This is a genomic window from Janthinobacterium sp. 67 (assembly GCF_002797895.1).
Classification (GTDB): Bacteria; Pseudomonadota; Gammaproteobacteria; order Burkholderiales; family Burkholderiaceae_D; genus Janthinobacterium.
Genome location: NZ_PGES01000001.1, coordinates 4,048,834 through 4,068,751, shown reverse-complemented (window position 1 = coordinate 4,068,751; position 19,918 = coordinate 4,048,834). Strand labels below are relative to the sequence as shown.

The window sequence follows — 19,918 nt, the reverse complement described above, 5'->3', positions numbered from 1 at the left end:
TTTAGCCAAATGCAGGGGAATGGATGTCGCCAAACAGGATGTCAGACTCCGGAATGGCGATTCCGGAGTGGTTTTACGCGGAAACGGCCCTGATGGCCTGGCTGGATTGGGCGCGGAAGCTGGCGGGCGTCTGCCCAGCCACTTTCTTGAAGGTCGAGTAGAAGGTGGAACTGGAATTGAAGCCGCAGCGCTCGGCAACGAGATCCATGTTCAGTTGCGGTTCGCCCATCAACACCTGTTTCGCTTCGGCGATACGGTATTCGTTGACGTAGGTGTTGAAACTCTTGCTCAGCTTGTCATTGAGTACCTGCGATATCTGCGCCTGCGTGCGTCCCGCCCGCTTGGCCAGTTGGGCCAGGGTCAGGTTCGGGTTCAGATAGGATTTTTGCCCGGTCATCTGTTGTTCCAGGGCAGTGAGCACGGCAAGCGCATCGTCGTGCGCCAGGCGGTTATGCTGGTACTTCGGCTTCGGCTCGGCAGGCGTCGAGGTTTCTTTTCTCAGCAGAAAGACCATGACCGCGACGTGCAGCGAGAAGGTGAACGACAAGGCGCCGACGATATAGGACGTGAACGGCGTGCTTGCGTACGCCGCCAGCATGACACTGCTGCCTGCGAAGACGCTCAAGAGGAGCACGCTGCTGGTCGCCATCCGCTGTCCGTCGTTCCACCATGCACGGCGGGTTTGCCAGAGCAGCCTGGCGGTCGCCAGCAGATAGCCTAGCCAGAACACATGAATGGCATGGCTCGAACGGTCCCACACGGGACGATAGGCGGAATACGGAAAGGCAACGCCAATGCCAATGAGCAGGAAGGACAAGCCCAGATGCCAGCGCCATTGTTGTCCGGCAGGTTGTTGCCCGAGCCCGGCCAGGAAAGCGCGCGCATAGAGATAGGTCAAGGGACCGATCAGCAGGCAGGCCGACAGGCCCAGCTGGCGGAATTCGATGGCGATCGCCGGGTTAAAGTAGAGAAAGGCGGATTTGGCGGTGCGCACCCCGACGGCCAGCAGCAATGCCCCGAGCATGCAGTCGGCGAGGCAGCGAGGCCGGCGGCTGAAAAAATAGACGGCCAGGAAAATGCCGTTGATGGCGCCAAGGGCGCTAAACAGGAACAGCAATTGGCGAGCGATCATGGGGATGTCGTTGATATTGGCGTCGAAGCCAAGTATAGACACAAACGGGAGCGTATCGAAGTACAAGTGGTACACCAGGTTCCTGCGCCAGCCATAAACGCCCGTTATGCCCGCCCGCCAACCTTTCATGGCTGATCTTGCTCGTTGGTATTAAACTGGTTTCACCTTCAACCATGTTCTGAAATCATGTTGAAAACTGAAACCCCGAGCCGGCGGCATCCGGATCTGGACCTGTATCCGGTGGAGCAACTGGTGGCGGCGCTGGTCGATGACCAGTTCTGGGCCGTCGAGGCCGTGCGGCTGGCGTCGCCCGACATCGCTGCCGCCATCACGGCCGCCCTGCCCCGCATCGCGGCCGGCGGACGGCTGCTGTATGTGGGCGCGGGCACGTCGGGCCGCCTGGGCGTACTCGACAGCGTTGAATTGCATCCCACGTTTTCCTGGCCCCCTGAACGGGCCGTCGCCATCCTGGCCGGCGGAACGGGCGCCATGTTTACGGCTGTGGAAGGCGCGGAAGACGATTTGCAGCAAGGCGAGGCGGATTTACTGGCCTTGCAGCCGCAAACAAATGATGTCGTGATCCTGCTGGCCGCTTCTGGCGCCACGCCATATGTGCTGGGCGCCTTGCTGGCCGCGCGCCAGGCGGGTGCCTTGACGATAGGCATCGCCAACAATGTGGATGCCCCCGTGGCGCACGAGGCGCAATGCGGCATCGTGCTCGACACGGGCACGGAAGTCATTTCCGGCAGCACGCGCTTGAAAGCGGGCACGGCGCAAAAAATCACCCTGAACACGATTTCCAGCGCCCTGATGGTGGGTTTGCACAAGACTTACGGAAACTTGATGGTAGACTTGAAGCCGACCAACGCCAAGCTGATCTGGCGGGCGGTGCGTCTGACCATGCATGCCACCGGCGCCAGCGAGGCGCAGGCCAGGACCGTGCTGGAGCAATGCCACTATCACGTCAAGGTGGCGATTGTTGCCTTGATCAAAAAAATCAACACAAACCAGGCACAGGCATTGTTGGCCGGCGCGGACGGCAGTGTGCGGGCGGCACTGGCGGCGTGATCCGATGGCGCGGCATTCTTCTGTCTGGGAGACAAAGAAGGATGTATGGAGCTTGTGAAACAAATCGCTTCGGCGCGCGCGAATAAGCCGTCAAATAAGCCGTGGCTGTGGATCCCTTCCCTGTATTTCGGCCAGGGCATCCCCTATGTAGTGGTCATGACCTTGTCCGTGATCATGTACAAGAACTACGGTTTCAGCAATACCGATATCGCCCTGTATACCAGTTGGCTGTACTTGCCGTGGGTGATCAAGCCCCTGTGGTCGCCCTTCATCGATATGTACCGCACCAAGCGTTTCTGGATCGTCGGCTTGCAGCTGGTGATCGGCGCCGCGCTGGCGCTGGTGGCCCTGACGACGTCCTTGCCGCACTTTTTCCAGATCAGCCTGGCCATTTTCTGGCTGATGGCCTTCAGTTCCGCCACGCATGACATTGCCGCCGACGGCTTTTATATGCTGGGCCTGGAAGAGCATCAGCAGGCAGCCTTCGTCGGCGTGCGCAGCACTTTCTATCGCCTGGCCATGATCGCCGGCCAAGGCGGCCTCGTGTATCTGGCCGGCTATTTGACGCATGCGACGGGCAATGTGCAGCTGGCCTGGTCCGTCGTGTTCGCCATCCTGGCGGGCCTGTTCATCACCCTCTTCCTGTACCACTATTTTGTCTTGCCGAAACCGAAGGACGACCGCCCCAGCATCCAGGGCGCCGGCGTTTCTCCGCTGCAAGAATTCGTCGCCACCTTTGCTTCTTTTTTCAAGAAGAAGGATATTTTCGTCATCTTGGGCTTCTTGCTGCTGTTCCGTCTCGGCGAAGCGCAACTGCTCAAATTGGCCGCGCCCTTCCTGCTCGATCCGGTCGCCAAGGGCGGCCTGGGCCTCAGCACGGAACAGGTGGGCCTCGTCTACGGCACCATCGGCGTGATCGCCCTCACCCTCGGTGGCTTGCTGGGCGGATTCATCATTTCCCGCTTCGGCTTGAAACGCTGCCTGTGGATCATGGTGCTGTCCGTCCACTTGCCCGACCTGGTCTTCGTCTACCTGGCCAGCGCCTTGCCCAGCAGCATCTATGTGATCGCCGGTGGCATTGCGCTGGAGCAATTTGGCTATGGCTTCGGTTTCGCCTCCTACATGTTGTACATGATCATGGTCTCCGATGGCGCGCATAAAACGGCCCATTACGCCATCTGCACGGGTTTCATGGCCCTGGGCATGATGTTGCCGGGCATGGCCAGCGGCTGGATACAGCAAATGCTCGGTTACCAGCATTTCTTCATCTGGGTCTGCATCGCCACCATTCCTGCTTTCATCATGGCTGCGCTAGTCAAGATCGATCCCGAATTCGGCAAGAAGGCCGAGGCCTGATTCTTTTGAAGCGTGCGCCCGCATGGATGGCGGGCGCACAGTAAAATGCCCGCACCGATAGACCTGCGCTCCACCACTGCAAGGAATTGTTTTGTTGTCTACTTTCAAAAAACGCCTGGGCGCCAGCGCCGGCGTATTGGCCGCGCTGGCCACCGCCACATTGCTCAGCAGCTGTACCAGCACCAAGCTGCCATCGACAGTGACACCGGGCGAAGCGGGTTTGCCTGCCGTGCCGCCCGTGCAGCACATCACGGGCGAAGTGCCGCCGCCGGCGCCGCGCGAATTCCGCGCCGCCTGGGTCTCGACGGTCGCCAATATCGACTGGCCCAGCCGCAGCAATTTGCCTGTCGCCAAGCAGCAAGCGGAAGCGCTGGCCATCCTCGACCGTGCCAAGTCCTTGAATCTGAATGCGATTGTGCTGCAAGTGCGGCCCAGCGCCGACACGATTTACCCATCGCAACTGGAGCCGTGGTCGGAATACCTGACCGGCAAGCAAGGCCAGCCGCCATTACCGATGTATGACCCGCTGGCTTTCTGGGTGGCACAAGCGCATGCGCGCGGCCTGGAATTGCATGCCTGGTTCAACCCCTACCGGGCCCGTCACGCGACGGCCAAGTCGCCGCTGGCGCGCGACAGTTTCGCGTCCACCAATCCGGCGTCCGTCAAACAATACGGCCGCTACCTGTGGATGGACCCGGGCGACGCCGCCGCCTCCAAGCACACGACGGACGTGGTGCTGGACGTGGTGCGCCGCTACGATATCGATGGCGTGCACATCGACGATTACTTTTACCCGTACCCGATCGACGCGCCCGGCGCCGGTGCGGGGGCCGAAACAGCCGCGCTGGACGCGGGCAATGGCGGCGCCAAGCGCGAATTGCCGTTTCCCGATGAGCCTTCCTGGCAGCAATATCTGCTGGCCGGTGGCCAGCTGGACCGCGCTTCCTGGCGCCGCCAGAACGTCAACCAGCTGATCGAGGCTTTGTATACAGGCATCCACCGCGAAAAGAGCTGGGTGCGCTTCGGCATCAGCCCGTTCGGCATCGGCCGCCCGGACCGCCGCCCTGCCGGCATCGTCGGCTTCAGCCAGTACGATAAATTGTATGCGGACGCGGAACTGTGGCTGGCCAAGGGCTGGCTCGATTACCTGTCGCCGCAGCTGTACTGGCCCGTGGCGCAGGCGCCGCAAGCGTTTGGCGTGCTGCTCGACTACTGGCTGGCGCAAAATCCGTATGGCCGCCACGTGTGGCCGGGTTTATATACGAGCCGCATCGACAATTCCGCCAAGTCCTTCACGCCGCAAGAGATCATCAAGCAGATCGAAGTGACGCGCACGCGTCCCGGCGCGAATGGACAAGTGCATTTCAGCATGGTGCCCCTGATGCAGAATCGCAAGGGTGTCAGCGAGCAACTCAAGGCGGCCGTGTATCAAAGCCCTGCCCTGGTTCCCGCCACGCCGTGGCTGGGCAAGGAAGCGCCCGGTACGCCCGTGCTGGCGTTGCGCCGCGATTCCAGCAGCCTGAACCTCAAATTGACGGCGGGCGGCGGCAAGCCCGTGGCGCAATACGCCGTCTGGGCCCGCTACGGCGAAGACTGGCGTTTTACCGTGGTTACGGGCGTGCAAGGCGAGCTGACCCTGGTCGACGATGCCATTGGTAAAGTCAATGCGGTGGTGGTCAGCGCCGTGGACCGCCTCGGCAATGAAAGCCCCCGCGTTACCGTGCGCGCACCGTTTACGGTCGCCACCAAGTAATTTTGCCGGTTTACCGGCAATCCATAACCTGCAGGCATGAAACATGCGCAAGCTTTCATGCCTGCAAGCTCCGCTTGGCTTTACACTCATGCCATGATTTCCTTCCCTGCAATCAATACTGACACTGCCGTGCTCGGGCTGGGCATCGACGCGGGCGGCACGCAAACACGCTGGGCTTTGGCCGGCGCGGATGGCGCCATTGTGGCGGACGGTGCCGTGGAAGGCTTGTCTGCCTTGCAAATGAGCAGCGATGCGGGCCGCGCAGCCGTGCACGCCACGTTTGCGAAACTGTCTCGGGCTGTGCTGGCCATCGGCCAGCCGCGCGCCGTGGTGGCGGGCTTGACGGGCTTTGGCGGCGACGATGTGACGCTGGCGCACATGCTGGCCGACTTGCTGGCGCTGGACGCCGGCGACGTCCGCTTGGGCAACGATATCGATATCGCCTATCGCGACAGTTTTGAACCAGGCGAAGGTTACCTGGTCTACGCTGGCACGGGCTCGATTGCCGCCTGGATCGACACGGATGGCGGCTTTCACCGCGCAGGCGGGCGCGGCGTGCTGCTCGACGATGGCGGCGGCGGCTACTGGATCGCGCGCGAAGCCTTGCGCCACATCTGGCGCCGCGAAGACGAGGCGCCCGGCAGCTGGCAAGCCTCGCCCATGGCCGAGGCCGTGTTTGCGCAACTGGGCGGCAGTGACTGGTCGCTGTCGCGCGCCTTCATGTATGGCCAGGACCGGGGCGCCATCGGCCGGCTGGCGCTGGCCGTGGCCGCCAGTGCCGATGCCGACCCGCTGGCGCTGGACATCTTGCAGCGCGCGGGACAGGAACTGGCCCGTCTGGCCCTGGCATTGGTATCGCGCCATGGTCCGCGTCCCGTGGTGCTGGCGGGCCGCGCGGCGCAATTGCACCCGGCCATCGCGTCAGCCATGCGCGCCGCTTTGCCTGTATCGTTGACGATGGAACAGAAAGTTGCCCGTCCACATGACGCGGCGGCCAGGATAGCCGTCAAGACGGCGGTCAGGAAACAGGCCAACACTGAACATTTTATTAACCCGAACATGGATCTTTCATGAAAAAAATCGCCCTCGCCCTGCTGGTGGCCCTGCTTTCCGCCTGTACCACGCCCGCGCCGCACCTCGACCACAGTTTGAATGCACGCAGTCAGAGCCCGCGCGTCAAATTCATCGTCATCCATTACACGGTCAGCGACCTGCCACGCTCGATCAAGATCCTGACGGAACAAGTAGTGAGCAGCCATTATTTGCTGACGGACACGGACAAGCCGAAGTTTTACGTGCTGGTCGACGAATCGCGCCAGGCCAACCACGCGGGCGTGAGTAACTGGAAGACTTATACACAGTTGAATGTCAGCTCGATCGGCATCGAGATCGTCAACCCCGGCTACAAGGACACGCCGGAAGGCCGCCTCTGGTATCCGTTTCCCCAGGCGCAGATCGATGAGCTGATTCCACTGCTGAAAGATATCCAGGCCCGCTACAACATCGCGCCGGAAAATATCCTCGGCCATAACGAAATCGCCCCGCAGCGCAAGCAGGACCCGGGCCCGCTGTTCCCATGGCGCCAGCTGGCCGATGCGGGCCTGATCGTTTGGCCCGATGCGAACCGCGTTGCCGCGCAGCGAATCATTTTTGAGCAGCAAGTACCGGACGCCGTCTGGTTCCAGAAAAAGCTGGCCCAGCACGGTTATGCGACGCCGAATACGGGCGTTTTCGACGAAGCGACGCGCAATGTGCTGATCGCCTTCCAGATGAAATACCGCAACACCTTGTTTGACGGCACGCCCGACGGCGAAACGGCGGCCCTGCTGGAAGTGCTGACGACGCCGGCCCCGGCTGTTGTTGCAAAATAGCATAGCCGTTCCAGCCCATGACTTTTTCTTATATGCTGAACGTTGACGGCCCAGGCGGCCACGGCAAGGTAAAGGAATAGCTCATGCGGCTGCGTCATATCGAAGTATTTCACGCCATCATGCAAGTTGGCACCATCAGCGGCGCCGCGCAAGTGCTGCATATCTCGCAACCGGCCGTGACCAAGGTCTTGCAGCATTGCGAGCTGCAACTGGGCATGCCGCTGTTCGAGCGCGTGCGGGGCAAGCTGTACCCGAAACCCGAGGCGCACCGTTTGTTTGTCGAGACAGAAAAGCTCAACCGCGATTTATTGGGTATCCGCCGCCTGGCGGCCAGCCTGAAGGGCCATGCGGTGGAAACCATCCGCCTGGTCTCCACGCCGACGATTGCCATCAGCGTCTTGCCGTTCGCCATGACGGAGTGGCGGCGCGACTTTCCCCACACGCGTTGCCAGCTGGCTACCCACCACACGGGCGAGATCGTCAATACCCTGCGCCTCGGTGAAGCGGACCTGGCCGTGTCGCTGCAAGACCCGCGCCATCCAGGCATCGTGGCCGAACCGATCGCGCAGGGCGTCATGACGGTCATCGCGCCAGCCGGCACCTGGCGCGCGGCCGATTGCGGCACACCATTGACGGCGCATGGCCTGAATGGCGAGCTGATCGGCCATACGGATAATGATCCGCTGGGTGAACTGGTGATCGCCGCTTGCGAGGCGCAGGATATCCACCCCGTGTTTTCTACCGTGGTGCAGACCTATCAAATCGCCCGCTCGCTGGTGGAAGCGGGCGCCGGCATGGCCGTCGTCGACCCGTTTACGGCCGCGTCCGGCTCGCCCGAGCGGCTGCAGCGCCGTCCTTGGGCGCCGACGATACCGATCCAACTGTATTTATTGACGGCGAGCCACTCGCCGCTGTCGCATGGCGCGCGGCGCCTGGCCGACAGCATCGGCGTAGCGGCGCGCAATTGCCTGGAAAGAGGAGTCTGATGTCTGTTGCAAGTTTGCAATTGGAAGCGGTCGGCAGCGATCCGCAATTTCGCCACCTGAGCAGCATCGCCGGCATTGCCATCGACTTGCGCTATGCCACGCCCGACAATTTCGTCGGCCGCGACTTATACAGCCCCATCGATTGCGCCTGGCTGCACCGCGATGCGGCAGTGGCGCTGGAGAAAGCCGTGGCGTGGCTGGCCGAGCGGCGGCCCAATCATCATTTGCTGGTGCTCGACGCCCTGCGCCCGCAGCGGGTGCAGCAGCAACTATGGGATGCGCTGCAGGGAACGGAGTTGCTCGGCTATATTGCGGAACCGTCGCGCGGCTCGATTCACTCGTTCGGCATGGCGCTCGACATCACCATCGTCGGGCCGGACGGGCAGGAACTGGATATGGGTACCGGTTTTGACGACTTGAGTGAGCGCTCGCATCCGGCACTGGAACTGGTGATGCTGGAAAGGGGAGAAATTACGGAGCAGCAAGTGGACAATCGCCGCCTTTTGCGCGAGGCGATGTTCCAGGCGGGCTTCTTTGGCATCAACAGCGAATGGTGGCATTTCGATTGCGGTGACCGGGTGCTGGTGCGCCAGACCTACACCCGGGTTCTCTGACTAGAAGACTTTCAGGCCTTTCAGCATGACGATCAGGATCAAGACGGGCGAGACAAAGCGCAGCAGGAACAGCAGCACATGCGCCAGCTTTCTATTTTGCAACTGGCCATGATTGCTGATCGCATCGATGAAATGGTCTTTGCCCCAGGCCCAGCCGGTAAACAAGGCAATCGCAATGCCGCCCACGGGCAGGAAGATATTCGACGAGACGAAGTCGAACAGATCAAACATATTCAAATCAAACAGCTTGAAGTCCGCCAGGGTGCTGTTGCTCAGCGCGCATACGGAACCGAGCACGGCCAGCAGCAGCATGGTCACGATGGTGGCCTTGGTGCGGGTCCAGCCGAAGCGTTCATGGAAAATCACCACGGGCACTTCCATCAGCGACAGCATCGCCCCTGTGGCGGCCACGGCGGCGAGGATAAAGAACACCACCATCAGCACTTGTCCCATGGGAATCTGCGAAAACACGGCGGGAATGGTGATGAACACCAGCGATGGTCCCGCGCTGGGCGCGAAGCCGAACGTGAACACGGCGGGAAAGATGGCAATGCCCGCCAGCATCGATACACCGAGGTCGGCCGCCATCACGCGCAAGGTCGTGACGGGGATATTCTGGTCATCGCGGAAATAGCTGCCGTAGGTCATCATCGTGCCCATGCCGACGGACAATTTAAAGAAGGCCAGGCCCATGGCTGTCAGCACGACGGAAGCCGTCAGCTTGGAAAAATCGGGACGGAACAGGAATGCCAGGCCTTCGCCCGCTTTATCGAGCGACAGGCTGACCGCGCAGAGCAGCAGGAGTAACAGGAACAGCAGCGGCATGAGTTTCTTGGCGATCGCCTCGATGCCCTTGGTTACGCCCAGCATCAATATGCCGCCGATAAACAGCAGCACGCCCCATTGCCACAACAGCGATTGGAGGGGATTGGCGATCAGCGAAGCGAAGGCCGCTTCCGTCACCAGTTTGTCGCTGCTGAGAATGGAGCCATCGATGGCCTTGGCGATATAGGCGAACACCCAGCCCACCACTTCCGAATAGAACGCGACGATCAGGAAGGCGGCCACCATGCCGATGAAGCCGACCAGCCACCAGGGCTTGCCCTTCGGTGCCAGCTGTTCCATGGTCGAAATGGGATTGACCTTGGCCCGGCGTCCCAAGGTGATTTCCGCGATCATCACGGGCAGTCCCACTAATAAGGTAGCGAGCAGATAGATGAGCAGGAAGCCGGCGCCGCCATTGGCGCCTGTCAGATAGGGGAACTTCCAGATGTTGCCGAGACCGACTGCGGAACCGAGGGTGGCGGCGAGGACGCCGAAGCCAGTGGTAAAGCCAGCCCGTTTCAGGGTCAGGCCTGATCCTTGAGCTTGTTGTTTCATGGTGAATCTTCTATGGTGGGGCGCGAATTTGCGCTGAGGGGGCGAAATTGTAGCAGTTGGCCGCAAATACCCGGGAAAAGCCTTGCTACTCCCGGGGCGCTTTGCTATAGTTCGCCTCCCCAATGAGACGCACTAGTTTGCGACACAAAAGGAACAGCCTTCAGGGGCTGGGTAGTAAAAAAGAAGGAGTTGACGGACGTAGCAAATTGCTTCATACTCTTCCTTCTTCGCAGCTGACAAACACAACGCTTTGTCGATAGCGCGAAAGCAGTAACCGAATACAGTTCTTTAACAATTAACAGTCGATAAGTGTGGGCATTTGATGTAAGTGCAGCAGTGATCTTCGGATCGCTGTAAAACTTAAAATATCAAATGTTCACAAGAAATAATGAAATAGGCGCTACGAAAGTAGTGGCCTGTCAGTTTTTTGAGTGAGCGACCCGTCAGCAATGACGGTGCCGGTAAAACGGCAAAGTAACAGAGATTAAACTGAAGAGTTTGATCCTGGCTCAGATTGAACGCTGGCGGCATGCCTTACACATGCAAGTCGAACGGCAGCACGGAGCTTGCTCTGGTGGCGAGTGGCGAACGGGTGAGTAATATATCGGAACGTACCCTGGAGTGGGGGATAACGTAGCGAAAGTTACGCTAATACCGCATACGATCTAAGGATGAAAGTGGGGGATCGCAAGACCTCATGCTCGTGGAGCGGCCGATATCTGATTAGCTAGTTGGTAGGGTAAAAGCCTACCAAGGCATCGATCAGTAGCTGGTCTGAGAGGACGACCAGCCACACTGGAACTGAGACACGGTCCAGACTCCTACGGGAGGCAGCAGTGGGGAATTTTGGACAATGGGCGAAAGCCTGATCCAGCAATGCCGCGTGAGTGAAGAAGGCCTTCGGGTTGTAAAGCTCTTTTGTCAGGGAAGAAACGGTGAGAGCTAATATCTTTTGCTAATGACGGTACCTGAAGAATAAGCACCGGCTAACTACGTGCCAGCAGCCGCGGTAATACGTAGGGTGCAAGCGTTAATCGGAATTACTGGGCGTAAAGCGTGCGCAGGCGGTTTTGTAAGTCTGATGTGAAATCCCCGGGCTCAACCTGGGAATTGCATTGGAGACTGCAAGGCTAGAATCTGGCAGAGGGGGGTAGAATTCCACGTGTAGCAGTGAAATGCGTAGATATGTGGAGGAACACCGATGGCGAAGGCAGCCCCCTGGGTCAAGATTGACGCTCATGCACGAAAGCGTGGGGAGCAAACAGGATTAGATACCCTGGTAGTCCACGCCCTAAACGATGTCTACTAGTTGTCGGGTCTTAATTGACTTGGTAACGCAGCTAACGCGTGAAGTAGACCGCCTGGGGAGTACGGTCGCAAGATTAAAACTCAAAGGAATTGACGGGGACCCGCACAAGCGGTGGATGATGTGGATTAATTCGATGCAACGCGAAAAACCTTACCTACCCTTGACATGGCTGGAATCCCCGAGAGATTGGGGAGTGCTCGAAAGAGAACCAGTACACAGGTGCTGCATGGCTGTCGTCAGCTCGTGTCGTGAGATGTTGGGTTAAGTCCCGCAACGAGCGCAACCCTTGTCATTAGTTGCTACGAAAGGGCACTCTAATGAGACTGCCGGTGACAAACCGGAGGAAGGTGGGGATGACGTCAAGTCCTCATGGCCCTTATGGGTAGGGCTTCACACGTCATACAATGGTACATACAGAGCGCCGCCAACCCGCGAGGGGGAGCTAATCGCAGAAAGTGTATCGTAGTCCGGATTGTAGTCTGCAACTCGACTGCATGAAGTTGGAATCGCTAGTAATCGCGGATCAGCATGTCGCGGTGAATACGTTCCCGGGTCTTGTACACACCGCCCGTCACACCATGGGAGCGGGTTTTACCAGAAGTAGGTAGCTTAACCGTAAGGAGGGCGCTTACCACGGTAGGATTCGTGACTGGGGTGAAGTCGTAACAAGGTAGCCGTATCGGAAGGTGCGGCTGGATCACCTCCTTTCTAGAGTTTGCACGAATCAGTAATGATTCACGCATCAAATGTTCACACTTATCGGCTGTTTAATTAAGAAGAAACAGTAGTCGTAGTAGTTCCGCGTTGGGGCTGTAGCTCAGCTGGTTAGAGCACCGTGTTGATAACGCGGGGGTCGTTGGTTCGAGTCCAACCAGCCCTACCAGTCATTACCCAGGGGGATTAGCTCAGCTGGGAGAGCACCTGCTTTGCAAGCAGGGGGTCGTCGGTTCGATCCCGTCATCCTCCACCAAAGTTTTACTCGAAAGTGCAAACGTAAGCCGGTCAGTGACTCAGGTTTAGGTTTGATCTTTTAGCGATCAAAGCTGTTTCGTTCTTTAACAATCTGGAAGAAGTAAAGATTATTTATTGATCAAGTCTATGCGTGCAGCAATGCATGAGGCGACTTGATGGGTAATGATTGTATGTATCAACAAACAAGCAACAACGTTGTACTTTCTTATCCCTGTAGCGCTCTTTGATGACTTCGGTCTTCAGAGGCTAACGTTATAGGGACAAGCGAATAAGTGCACATGGTGGATGCCTTGGCGATTACAGGCGATGAAGGACGTAGTAGCTTGCGATAAGCTGCGGGGAGTGAGCAAACACACTTTGATCCGCAGATTTCCGAATGGGGCAACCCACCCTTTTAGGGTATTGCAACCTGAATACATAGGGTTGCAAGGCGAACGCGGCGAACTGAAACATCTAAGTAGCTGCAGGAAAAGAAATCAACCGAGATTCCCAAAGTAGCGGCGAGCGAAATGGGAAGAGCCTGTACGTGATAGTCGGACCGATAACAGAATCCTCTGGAAATAGGAGCCATAGTGGGTGATAGCCCCGTATGTGAAATCGGACCGGTGGTACTAAGCGTACGACAAGTAGGGCGGGACACGTGACATCCTGTCTGAATATGGGGGGACCATCCTCCAAGGCTAAATACTCGTAATCGACCGATAGTGAACCAGTACCGTGAGGGAAAGGCGAAAAGAACCCCGGAAGGGGAGTGAAATAGATCCTGAAACCGTGTGCATACAAACAGTAGGAGCGGACTTGTTCCGTGACTGCGTACCTTTTGTATAATGGGTCAGCGACTTACATTCAGTGGCAAGGTTAACCGAATAGGGAAGCCGTAGAGAAATCGAGTCCGAATAGGGCGATCAGTCGCTGGGTGTAGACCCGAAACCAAGTGATCTACTCATGGCCAGGATGAAGGTGCGGTAACACGCCCTGGAGGTCCGAACCCACTAATGTTGAAAAATTAGGGGATGAGCTGTGGGTAGGGGTGAAAGGCTAAACAAACTTGGAAATAGCTGGTTCTCTCCGAAAACTATTTAGGTAGTGCCTCAAGTATCACCATCGGGGGTAGAGCACTGTTATGGCTAGGGGGTCATTGCGACTTACCAAACCATTGCAAACTCCGAATACCGATGAGTGCGAGCTTGGGAGACAGACGTCGGGTGCTAACGTCCGGCGTCAAGAGGGAAACAACCCAGACCGCCAGCTAAGGTCCCAAAGATTGGCTAAGTGGAAAACGAAGTGGGAAGGCTAAAACAGTCAGGATGTTGGCTTAGAAGCAGCCATCATTTAAAGAAAGCGTAATAGCTCACTGATCGAGTCGTCCTGCGCGGAAGATGTAACGGGGCTAAGCCAGTCACCGAAGCTGCGGATATCCTTTATTGGATATGGTAGGAGAGCGTTCTGTAAGCCTGCGAAGGTGTCTTGTAAAGGATGCTGGAGGTATCAGAAGTGCGAATGCTGACATGAGTAGCGATAATGGGGGTGAAAAGCCTCCACGCCGTAAGCCCAAGGTTTCCTGTTCAACGTTCATCGGAGCAGGGTGAGTCGGCCCCTAAGGCGAGGCAGAGATGCGTAGCTGATGGGAAGCAGGTTAATATTCCTGCACCGTCGTATGATGCGATGGGGGGACGGATCGCGGAAGGTTGTCTGACTGTTGGAATAGTCAGTTTCTGTCTCATAGAAGGCGCTTAGGCAAATCCGGGCGCGGAATTCAAGGGGATGGGACGAGTGAACTTGTTCACGAAGCAATCGGAAGTGGTTCCAAGAAAAGCCTCTAAGCTTCAGTCATACGAGACCGTACCGCAAACCGACACAGGTGGGCGAGATGAGTATTCTAAGGCGCTTGAGAGAACTCGGGAGAAGGAACTCGGCAAATTGGTACCGTAACTTCGGGAAAAGGTACGCCCCGGTAGCTTGATTGGTTTACTCCATGAGGGTGAAAGGGTTGCAATAAACTGGTGGCTGCGACTGTTTAATAAAAACACAGCACTCTGCAAACACGAAAGTGGACGTATAGGGTGTGACGCCTGCCCGGTGCTGGAAGATTAAATGATGGGGTGCAAGCTCTTGATTGAAGTCCCAGTAAACGGCGGCCGTAACTATAACGGTCCTAAGGTAGCGAAATTCCTTGTCGGGTAAGTTCCGACCTGCACGAATGGCGTAACGATGGCCACACTGTCTCCTCCCGAGACTCAGCGAAGTTGAAATGTTTGTGATGATGCAATCTACCCGCGGCTAGACGGAAAGACCCCATGAACCTTTACTGTAGCTTTGCATTGGACTTTGAACCAATCTGTGTAGGATAGGTGGGAGGCTTTGAAGCGGGGACGCTAGTTCTCGTGGAGCCAACCTTGAAATACCACCCTGGTTTGTTTGAGGTTCTAACCTTGGTCCGTTATCCGGATCGGGGACAGTGCATGGTAGGCAGTTTGACTGGGGCGGTCTCCTCCTAAAGTGTAACGGAGGAGTTCGAAGGTACGCTAGATACGGTCGGACATCGTGTTGATAGTGCAATGGCATAAGCGTGCTTAACTGCGAGACTGACAAGTCGAGCAGGTACGAAAGTAGGACATAGTGATCCGGTGGTTCTGTATGGAAGGGCCATCGCTCAACGGATAAAAGGTACTCTGGGGATAACAGGCTGATTCCTCCCAAGAGTTCATATCGACGGGGGAGTTTGGCACCTCGATGTCGGCTCATCACATCCTGGGGCTGTAGCCGGTCCCAAGGGTATGGCTGTTCGCCATTTAAAGTGGTACGTGAGCTGGGTTTAAAACGTCGTGAGACAGTTTGGTCCCTATCTGCCGTGGGCGTTGGAAATTTGAAGGGGGCTGCTCCTAGTACGAGAGGACCGGAGTGGACGAACCTCTGGTGTACCGGTTGTCACGCCAGTGGCATTGCCGGGTAGCTAAGTTCGGAAGAGATAACCGCTGAAAGCATCTAAGCGGGAAACTTGCCTTGAGATGAGATTTCCCAGAGCCTTGAGCTCTTTGAAGGGTCGTTCGAGACCAGGACGTTGATAGGCTGGGTGTGGAAGTGCAGTAATGCATTAAGCTAACCAGTACTAATTGCCCGTACGGCTTGTCCCTATAACCTTAGCAGGTACAGAGGATAAGACGGTACAACGTTGCGTGTGTGTTGATACTACCAGTCATTACCCCAATCTTTGCTTCTTCCCGATTCAGGCTTTGTCGCTCCATCGAGGACAAATGCCAGTACAAGTTATGCCTGATGACCATAGCAAGTTGGTCCCACCCCTTCCCATCCCGAACAGGACCGTGAAACAACTTTGCGCCGATGATAGTGCTGCAACCAGTGTGAAAGTAGGTTATCGTCAGGCTTGTTATTCGAAAAAACCCCTTCCGGTGATCCGGTTGGGGTTTTTTTACGTCTGGCAATTTGTCTCGGCGCACCCGATTCGTGCATGCTGTGGTGCAGAAAGTCAGGCACTGCTCAAAAATCATGCAGAAATAGGGGCTTTGCAGATCGTATGCAGGCTTTGTATGCAGGCACGGAAACTGCTCAAGGATTATGGCGCGCTGTTCATCACGGGATAGCACGCTCCATCCCACCTTGAGGAGTTGTCCATGAACCGTCGCTCGATCCTGTTGTCGCTGATCTTGTCCGCCACCGCACTTGCCGCGCCGCTGACCCATGCCGAGGCGCTCGACGATATTCTCAAAGCCAAGGTCTTGCGCGTGGCCGTGCCCCAGGATTTCCCGCCTTTCGGATCGGTCGGCCCTGACATGAAACCCGTTGGCTACGACATTGACGTGGCCGCACTGCTGGCCAAAGGCCTGGGGGTCAAGCTGGAACTGGTGCCCGTGACCAGCGCCAATCGCATTCCTTACCTCAATACCAAAAAAGTCGACCTGGTCATTTCCAGTCTCGGTAAAAACCCGGAGCGTGAAAAAGTCATCGATTTCAGCGCAGCGTATGCGCCATTCTTCAGCGGCGTGTTCGGGACCGCAGATCAGGCGATTGGCAAGGCGGAACAACTGGCAGGGAAAACCGTGGGCGTCACCCGCGGCGCCGTGGAAGATCTTGAGCTGAGCAAGATTGCGCCGGCCAATACCACCATCAAGCGTTTTGAAGATAATAATGCGACCATTTCCGCTTTCCTGTCCGGCCAGGTGCCCTTGATTGCCACTGGCAACGTGGTGGCTGGCGCCATTGTCGAAAAACAGCCTGCCAAAAAACTCGAATTTAAATTCTTTATCAAGAATTCTCCCTGCTACGTCGGCATCAATAAAAGCGAACCGAAGTTGCTGGCGCAAATCAATGCCATCCTGGCCAAGTCGAAAGAAGACGGCAGCCTCAATACCATCGCCCAGAAATGGATGAAAACAACGCGCCCTGTCACAGCCCTGCTGTAAGCGGTCAAGCGCGCGATGGCATACACTTTTGATTTCAGCAGTATTTGGGAATACCGCGAGTATCTGTACAACGGCGTAATCGGTACCTTGCGCCTGACACTCGTTGGCACCGTGCTCGGGGTTGCCATCGGTATTCTTGGCGCCATTTCGCGCGCCTGGAAACTGCCCGTGCTGTTCCCGGTCTACACCGTGTATGTGGAGCTGATCCGCAACACGCCGTTCATTGTGCAGCTGTTCTTTGTCTTCTTCGGCTTGCCCAGCCTCGGCATTCATTTGAGCGAGTGGCAGGCGGCAACGATTGCGATGGTGCTCAACCTGGGCGCCTATAGCACCGAGATCATCCGCGCTGGCGTGGAGTCTGTGCCGAAAGGCCATATCGAGGCCGCGTCGGCGCTGGCGATGTCGCGCTTCCAGATTTTTCGCTGCGTGATTCTGCGCCAGGCCTTGCTCAAGATGTGGCCAGCCTTGTCGAGCCAGATCGTGATCGTGATGCTGGGATCGTCCGTATGTTCGCAAATTTCGGCCGAAGAGCTGACTTTTGGCGCCGGCTTCATTACCTCGCGTAACTTCCGCTCCTTCGAAGTGTATTTCGTCGTCACCATCATGTACTTTTTGCTGGCGGTCGGCGTGCGCCGCGCGTTGGATCTGTTTGGCCGCTACGTACTGGCGAGGAGAGCGACATGAGCGATTTTTCGCTGTGGGACATCATTCGCAACTTGCTGCTGGCGGGGCGCTGGACGGTATTGCTGTCCTTGATCGCCTTTGTTTGTGGCGGCCTGGTTGGCATCGCGATCCTGATGATGCGCACCTCGAGCGCGCGGCTGCTGCGCCGGTTTGCCGTCATGTACATCGAGTTGTTCCAGGGCACGCCGCTGCTGATGCAATTGTTCCTGCTGTTCTTTGGCCTGTCGCTGAGCGGCATGCAAGTGTCGCCCTGGATTGCCGCCAGCGTGGCCCTGACCTTGTTTACCAGCGCCTACCTGGCGGAAATCTGGCGCGGTTGCGTCGAGGCGATTCCCCGTGGCCAGTGGGAAGCGTCTGCCAGCACGGCAATGACGTATATGGAGCAGATGCGCCATGTGATCTTGCCGCAGGCGCTGCGCATCGCCGTTGCACCGACAGTCGGTTTTTCCGTGCAGGTCGTGAAAGCGACGGCGGTCACGTCCATTATTGGTTTTGTCGAGCTGACCAAGGCCGGCTCGATGATCAGCAACGCCACGTTTGCGCCCTTCACCGTGTATGGCCTGATCGCCCTGATGTATTTTTGCTTGTGTTTCCCGCTTTCGCTGTATGCCCGCCGCCTGGAAAGGAAAATCAATGTCTCTCGTTAGCATCAATGGTTTGCACAAGCGCTTTGGTGCGCACCACGTTCTCAAGGGCATCGACTTGCGCGTCAAGGAAGGGCAAGTGACGGCAGTGATCGGACGCAGCGGTTCGGGCAAGAGTACCTTGCTGCGCTCGATCAATGGACTGGAAAGTTTCGACGAAGGCTCGCTCGACGTCGATGGCGTGAGGGTCACCGTCGGCCAGACCGATTTGCGCCAGTTGCGCCTGAAAGTCGGCATGGTGTTCCAGCAGTTCAATCTGTACCCGCATCTGACGGCCGGACAGAATGTGATGCTGGCGCCGACCGTGGTCAAAAAAATCGGCAAGCAGCAAGCAGAGGCGCTGGCGCGCGATGCGCTGGCAAAAGTCGGCCTTGCCGATCGCTTTGACGCGTTTCCAGACCAGCTGTCGGGCGGCCAGCAGCAGCGTGTGGCAATTGCCCGGGCGCTGGCGATGCAGCCGAAAATACTGTTGTGCGATGAAATTACCTCGGCACTCGATCCGGAACTGGTAAACGAAGTGCTGGCCGTGGTGCGCAAGCTGGCCGAGGATGGCATGACCTTGATCATGGTCACGCATGAAATGCGCTTCGCACGCGAGGTGGGGGACCAGCTGGTGTTCATGCACCAGGGGAAAATCCATGAGCAAGGTGATCCGAAGACGCTGTTTGCCGCACCGTCGACGCCTGAACTGGCCAGTTTCATCAGTTCGGTTTCCTGATCGTCTTTGCCAACGCCAGATCCCGCATGCTTGACCCCACCACACCAGCTGTTACCAACTCGTCCGAGGAGATCGCCGCGGATATTGCGGCGGCGATTATCGAACGCCGCTTGCCCTCTGGCACCAAGCTCAAGGAAGAGGCCCTGGCCCGCGTGTATTCGGTCAGTCGTACCAAGATCCGTGCGGCCTTGCTGATGCTGTCGAAGGATGAGCTCATCGAGATCGTTCCGGAAAAGGGCGCTTGTGTGTGCAAGCTCAGTGAACGCGAGGCGCGCGAAATCTTTGCCGTGCGCCGCACGCTTGAGGCCGGCCTGGCGCGTGATTTCGTGACCATCGCCAAGGCCGATGATTATCGCCGCATCGATGCCCACCTTGCGCTGGAACGCCAGGCCCTGGCACAAAACGATCTGCCGCTGCGCGCCAGGTTGCTGGGTGACTTTCACACCTTGCTGGCCGATATCGTTGGTAATCTGGTGTTGAAGGAAATCTTGCGCAAACTGACGGCGCGGACCTCGCTGATCGCCATGCACCAGCAGTCCAGCGAAGACGCCAGTTGTTCATCGGATGAGCATGCGCTGTTCATCGAGGCGGCCAAGGCAGGCAATGCCGACGCTGCAGTCGACATCATGTTGCATCATCTCGACCATGTGCTCAAAGCGCTGCATGTCGATGCCACGGAGTCCGTCGACAAGAAAGACCTGGTCAAAGCTCTGCTGGCTGCCTGAACAAAAACATGGATGGCGAATGAAAGCCCTTGCCAAGACTGGCGGGGCTTTGCTATAGTTCGCCTCCCCAATGAGACGCAGTCAATGCGGCACTTGAGGATCACCGGAAACGGCGATGAGTCGTAAAAGAAGGAGTTGACGGATTTAGCGAAATGCTTCATACTCTTCCTTCTTCGCAGCTGACAAACACAACGCTTTGTCGATAGCGCGAAAGCAGTACCGAATACAGTTCTTTAACAATTAACAGTCGATAAGTGTGGGCATTTGATGTAGTGCAGCGATGAT

General features: G+C 57.4%; 14 protein-coding genes, 2 tRNA genes and 3 rRNA genes. 17 read left to right on the top strand and 2 right to left on the bottom strand.

From position 1 onward, the window contains the following. Positions 1 to 73: 73 nt before the first annotated feature. Positions 74 to 1,261 carry a helix-turn-helix transcriptional regulator gene (locus tag CLU90_RS18175; protein WP_100428581.1) on the bottom strand — a complete coding sequence of 396 codons (1,188 nt, stop codon included), beginning with the start codon at positions 1,259 to 1,261 and terminating at the stop codon, positions 74 to 76. Positions 1,262 to 1,318: 57 nt separating this feature from the next. Between CLU90_RS18175 and CLU90_RS18170 the strand changes: the two genes are divergently transcribed. The 7 genes from CLU90_RS18170 (at position 1,319) to CLU90_RS18140 (ending at position 8,780) form a co-directional block, all read left to right on the top strand. After that, positions 1,319 to 2,200, top strand: coding sequence for an N-acetylmuramic acid 6-phosphate etherase (locus CLU90_RS18170; protein ID WP_092719073.1), 882 nt, complete (start codon positions 1,319 to 1,321; stop codon positions 2,198 to 2,200). A 45-nt stretch (positions 2,201 to 2,245) separates the two neighbouring features. Continuing rightward, positions 2,246 to 3,556: an MFS transporter gene (locus tag CLU90_RS18165; protein WP_100428580.1), complete on the top strand. Its 1,311-nt coding sequence runs from the start codon at positions 2,246 to 2,248 to the stop codon at positions 3,554 to 3,556. A gap of 91 nt (positions 3,557 to 3,647) precedes the next feature. Further along, on the top strand, positions 3,648 to 5,309 hold the full coding sequence (locus CLU90_RS18160) for a glycoside hydrolase family 10 protein (protein WP_092719068.1): 1,662 nt from the start codon (positions 3,648 to 3,650) through the stop codon (positions 5,307 to 5,309). Positions 5,310 to 5,402: 93 nt separating this feature from the next. Continuing rightward, on the top strand, positions 5,403 to 6,383 hold the full coding sequence (locus tag CLU90_RS18155) for an N-acetylglucosamine kinase (RefSeq protein WP_232731250.1): 981 nt from the start codon (positions 5,403 to 5,405) through the stop codon (positions 6,381 to 6,383). Further along, the gene (locus CLU90_RS18150; RefSeq protein WP_092719063.1) at positions 6,380 to 7,180 is read left to right on the top strand and encodes an N-acetylmuramoyl-L-alanine amidase; all 801 of its coding nucleotides are present in this window, start codon (positions 6,380 to 6,382) and stop codon (positions 7,178 to 7,180) included. The genes CLU90_RS18155 and CLU90_RS18150 overlap by 4 nt, the downstream gene beginning before the upstream one ends. A gap of 83 nt (positions 7,181 to 7,263) precedes the next feature. Continuing rightward, positions 7,264 to 8,166, top strand: a complete 903-nt coding sequence (locus CLU90_RS18145) for a LysR family transcriptional regulator (protein ID WP_034752410.1) — start codon at positions 7,264 to 7,266, stop codon at positions 8,164 to 8,166. Then, complete coding sequence (locus CLU90_RS18140; protein WP_100428579.1) at positions 8,166 to 8,780, top strand: M15 family metallopeptidase; 615 nt, start codon at positions 8,166 to 8,168, stop codon at positions 8,778 to 8,780. The genes CLU90_RS18145 and CLU90_RS18140 overlap by 1 nt, the downstream gene beginning before the upstream one ends. On the opposite strand, the gene CLU90_RS18135 is transcribed toward CLU90_RS18140, so the two are convergent. Continuing rightward, positions 8,781 to 10,160, bottom strand: coding sequence for a sodium-dependent transporter (locus CLU90_RS18135; RefSeq protein ID WP_100428578.1), 1,380 nt, complete (start codon positions 10,158 to 10,160; stop codon positions 8,781 to 8,783). 486 nt (positions 10,161 to 10,646) lie between these two features. On the opposite strand from CLU90_RS18135, the gene CLU90_RS18130 reads away from it, so the two are divergent. The 10 genes from CLU90_RS18130 to CLU90_RS18085 all read left to right on the top strand — a co-directional run bounded on the left by CLU90_RS18130 (position 10,647) and on the right by CLU90_RS18085 (position 19,633). Next, a 16S ribosomal RNA gene (locus CLU90_RS18130) occupies positions 10,647 to 12,177 on the top strand. Between the two features lie 98 nt (positions 12,178 to 12,275). Beyond that, positions 12,276 to 12,352, top strand: a tRNA-Ile gene (locus CLU90_RS18125). Positions 12,353 to 12,363: 11 nt separating this feature from the next. Further along, a tRNA-Ala gene (locus CLU90_RS18120) sits at positions 12,364 to 12,439 on the top strand. A 260-nt stretch (positions 12,440 to 12,699) separates the two neighbouring features. After that, positions 12,700 to 15,575, top strand: a 23S ribosomal RNA gene (locus CLU90_RS18115). Positions 15,576 to 15,713: 138 nt separating this feature from the next. Continuing rightward, positions 15,714 to 15,826: ribosomal RNA gene (gene rrf / locus CLU90_RS18110) — 5S ribosomal RNA — on the top strand. The 16S, 23S and 5S rRNA genes sit together here with 2 tRNA genes alongside, the layout of an rRNA operon. Before the next feature lie 247 nt (positions 15,827 to 16,073). After that, positions 16,074 to 16,862: a transporter substrate-binding domain-containing protein gene (locus CLU90_RS18105; protein ID WP_100428577.1), complete on the top strand. Its 789-nt coding sequence runs from the start codon at positions 16,074 to 16,076 to the stop codon at positions 16,860 to 16,862. Positions 16,863 to 16,877: 15 nt separating this feature from the next. Continuing rightward, positions 16,878 to 17,546 (top strand): amino acid ABC transporter permease, encoded by a 669-nt coding sequence (locus CLU90_RS18100; protein ID WP_100428576.1) that lies wholly within the window; start codon positions 16,878 to 16,880, stop codon positions 17,544 to 17,546. Further along, positions 17,543 to 18,193 carry an amino acid ABC transporter permease gene (locus CLU90_RS18095; protein WP_092719744.1) on the top strand — a complete coding sequence of 217 codons (651 nt, stop codon included), beginning with the start codon at positions 17,543 to 17,545 and terminating at the stop codon, positions 18,191 to 18,193. The genes CLU90_RS18100 and CLU90_RS18095 overlap by 4 nt, the downstream gene beginning before the upstream one ends. Then, positions 18,180 to 18,908 carry an amino acid ABC transporter ATP-binding protein gene (locus CLU90_RS18090; protein ID WP_100428575.1) on the top strand — a complete coding sequence of 243 codons (729 nt, stop codon included), beginning with the start codon at positions 18,180 to 18,182 and terminating at the stop codon, positions 18,906 to 18,908. Before CLU90_RS18095 ends, CLU90_RS18090 begins: the two co-directional genes overlap by 14 nt. A 26-nt stretch (positions 18,909 to 18,934) precedes the next feature. Next, the gene (locus CLU90_RS18085; protein WP_100428574.1) at positions 18,935 to 19,633 is read left to right on the top strand and encodes a GntR family transcriptional regulator; all 699 of its coding nucleotides are present in this window, start codon (positions 18,935 to 18,937) and stop codon (positions 19,631 to 19,633) included. Positions 19,634 to 19,918 lie beyond the last annotated feature (285 nt).